This window comes from Nonomuraea terrae (assembly GCF_004348995.1).
GTDB lineage: Bacteria > Actinomycetota > Actinomycetes > Streptosporangiales > Streptosporangiaceae > Nonomuraea > Nonomuraea terrae.
The window spans coordinates 1-2722 of sequence record NZ_SMKQ01000407.1; the positions used below are offsets into that span (position 1 = coordinate 1).

The 2722-nt window shown below is 71.5% G+C and carries 3 protein-coding genes; 1 reads left to right on the forward strand and 2 read right to left on the reverse strand.

Translation table 11 applies throughout. The annotated features are described in order from the left end of the window. Together E1286_RS46920 and E1286_RS46925 are read right to left on the reverse strand one after the other, a co-directional pair. Nucleotides 1-833, reverse strand: an 833-nt coding sequence (locus E1286_RS46920; protein ID WP_132623846.1) for an alpha/beta fold hydrolase, incomplete at its 3' end; no start/stop codon positions are given. A 107-nt stretch (nt 834-940) separates the two neighbouring features. After that, complete coding sequence (locus tag E1286_RS46925; protein ID WP_132623848.1) at nt 941-1969, reverse strand: saccharopine dehydrogenase family protein; 1029 nt, start codon at nt 1967-1969, stop codon at nt 941-943. A gap of 109 nt (nt 1970-2078) precedes the next feature. On the opposite strand from E1286_RS46925, the gene E1286_RS46930 reads away from it, so the two are divergent. Continuing rightward, nucleotides 2079-2722 (forward strand): DJ-1/PfpI family protein (locus tag E1286_RS46930; RefSeq protein WP_132623850.1); only part of this gene is annotated, 644 nt, incomplete at its 3' end.

A 2722-nucleotide genomic window follows, 5' to 3' on the forward strand; every position in this document is an offset into this window, starting at 1 on the left:
GTGTGATGTCTTCCCTGCATGTGAATAGCTTGTCCTGCCGGTAGGCCGAAGCGCCCTGACCAGCCTGCGAATTCCAAGCGACGCCCGCGCTCATCGGCGTGCGGTGGCGGGGTGATCGGGTCTTCCGGGGCGTCGATCACCAGGGTGGGGACCGAGACCTCGGCCAGCTCGGCGCCGCGTTCCATGCCCGACTGGTCGGCCAGGGCGTGGGCGGCGGGGCTGTGCCAGGTGCCGCTGTGGGCGGCGATGCGGCGTTCGAGGGCGGCGAACTCCTCCGGGTCGAACGGCAGGACGTCGCCGTTGAGCATCCGCCAGTGACGGATGCGCCACTGCAGCTCCGCCTCCTCGTCCCGCTCCTGGCCGAGCTCCTCCCACAGCTCCAGCAGCCTGGGGTCAGGGCCCGGCAGCTCCTCGGCGCCGGGCTCCTCCCCTCCGCCGATCAGGGCGGACCCGAAGACGGTGGCGCTGAGCAAGCGGCCCGGGTGGTCGAGGAGCAGCAGCTGGACCAGGGTGCCGCCCATCGACATGCCCACGACGTGGGCGCGTGAGATCCCCAACGCGTCGAGCACCGCCATCGCGTCGTCGGCCAGCGACCGGATCGGGTAGGGGCGGTCGTGGAAGGCGTGCGTGGAGCGTCCGGTGTCGCGGTGGTCGTAGCGGATCACCCAGTGGTGCCGGGACAGCCGCTCGACCAGGTCGTCGGGCCAGCCCAGGCCGCTGGAGTTGGCGCCCATCACCAGCAGCAGCGCCGGTCGCGCCGGGTCGCCGGTCGTCTCCACCCAGAGCCGGTAGCCGTCGGCGACGTCGACACAGGTCTCTCTCACTCGGGTCATCAGCCACTCCTCATGTGTTCGGGAACGACACGACCCTAACACAAGACGAGACGTACCGTCTCGTATGCTGCTGAGGTTCTTCAGCGGGGAACGCGCCGGGCGTGCTGCTATGGGCGCAGATCGAGGGAGATGTGCGGGGACAGCGTGCGGAGGAAGTCGGGCGCGTCGAAGATCTCGCCGGCGGAGGCGACGCCGGCCGTCCTGGTCCGCCCGGTGAGGATGCGGTCGACCGCCTCCACCACGAGCGGTGCGGTGACGGCGTAGATGTCCTGTCCCCTCGCCACGGCGCGTCGTTCACTGCCGCCGGAGCGCACGACGACATCGACGAGGAACGTCTGTGCCGACCGCCCCGAGTCGTCGGCCGGGGTGGGCGCCGGTGTGTCCGGGGCGGACAGGTCCCTGGCCGCCTCGACCGTCATGTAGGTGCGCACCTCGGGGATGGACAGGTGGCTGGGAACGGTGACGACGTCGGCCATCGTGAACTCGCCGATGACGGCCCGGGGACCCATCGGGTCGGGGAAGGGCCACTCCAGGGTCGGCGGGTCGTCGTGGCGGTACTCCAGCCGGCCGTTCGCGAAACGGACGCGCCGGCCGTCCCGCCGCTGCCGGGAGACCGCGCCCGCGGCACGCGTCCCGGCGGTGGGGTGCCAACTGCTCAGCCCGTACGCGATGTGCGCCTCGTCGGCCGTCGTCCAGTCGCCCATCGCGGCGGTGGTCAGCAGGTCGCCGAGGCCGCCGTAGAAGGCCATCGCCGGGACGACCACCGCTCCCGCGGCGCGGGCGCGCTCGGTGAAGTGGGTGAACGTATCGACGTTGGCCTCGATCTCGGCCGCCACGTCCACATACGGGATCCCGGCGCGCAGTGCCGCCTCGATGACCGGGGCGGCGGTCGTGGCGAAGGGGCCGGCACAGTTGATCACGGCCGACGCGCCGGCCAGTGCGCGGTCGAGCGAGGCCGGGTCGTCGACCGACGCCGGGCGGGCCTCCAGCCCGGATTCGTACGCCAGTACCTTCAGCTTGTCGGCGTCGCGCCCGGACAGGACCGGAACGAACCCGCGATCCCGCAGCCGCGCCACCACGAAGCGCCCGGTGTGTCCGTACGCGCCGAACACCGCCACCGTCTGCCCTGACCCCATGGGTATTCTCCCAGTTCAACTGATTTGCTGTGATCTGTCGTGAACATCCTGGCAAGGGTTGGTGATCGCGGCGAGTGTCCGGAACGCCATTACCCGTACAATTCCGGACATGCACACAGTCGCGCTGGCCGTCACCGACGGGATGCTGCACTTCGAGCTGTCCTTGGCGTACGAGGTCTTCGGGGCCGACCTGACAGGGCTGGCCGATCCCTGGTACGACTTCGTCGTCTGCGGGCCGGGCGCCGTGCGGGCCGGCCGGTTCCGGCTGGAGCCCGACCACGGCCTCGACCACCTCCAGCGCGCCGACACCGTGATCGTCCCTGGCTGGGCCGACGTCGAGGTGAACCCATCCGCCGACCTGATCGACGCGGTGCGTGCGGCCCACGAGGCCGGCGCACGCGTGGCCTCCCTCTGCACGGGCGCGTTCGTGCTGGCCGCGGCCGGCCTGCTGGACGGGAAGCGCGCGACCACGCACTGGGCGCACGCCCGAGACCTGGCCGACCGCCATCCGCAGGTGACGGTGGACCCGGACGTGCTGTACGTGGACAACGGCAGCGTGCTCACCTCAGCCGGCAAAGCCGCCGCCATGGACCTGTGCCTGCATCTGGTCCGCCTGGACCACGGGTCCTCGGTCGCCAACGCGGTCGCCCGCCGCCTGGTCGTGCCGCCGCACCGGGACGGCGGTCAGGCGCAGTTCGTCACCACCCCGGTGCCCGCCCCGGACAACCACCCCCTCGCCGAACTGTTCCCCTG

Bases quoted from the DNA above. Each gene is read 5' to 3' on its own strand.
- E1286_RS46925 (WP_132623848.1), bottom strand. From the start codon at position 1,969: ATGGGGTCAGGGCAGACGGTGGCGGTGTTCGGCGCGTACGGACACACC.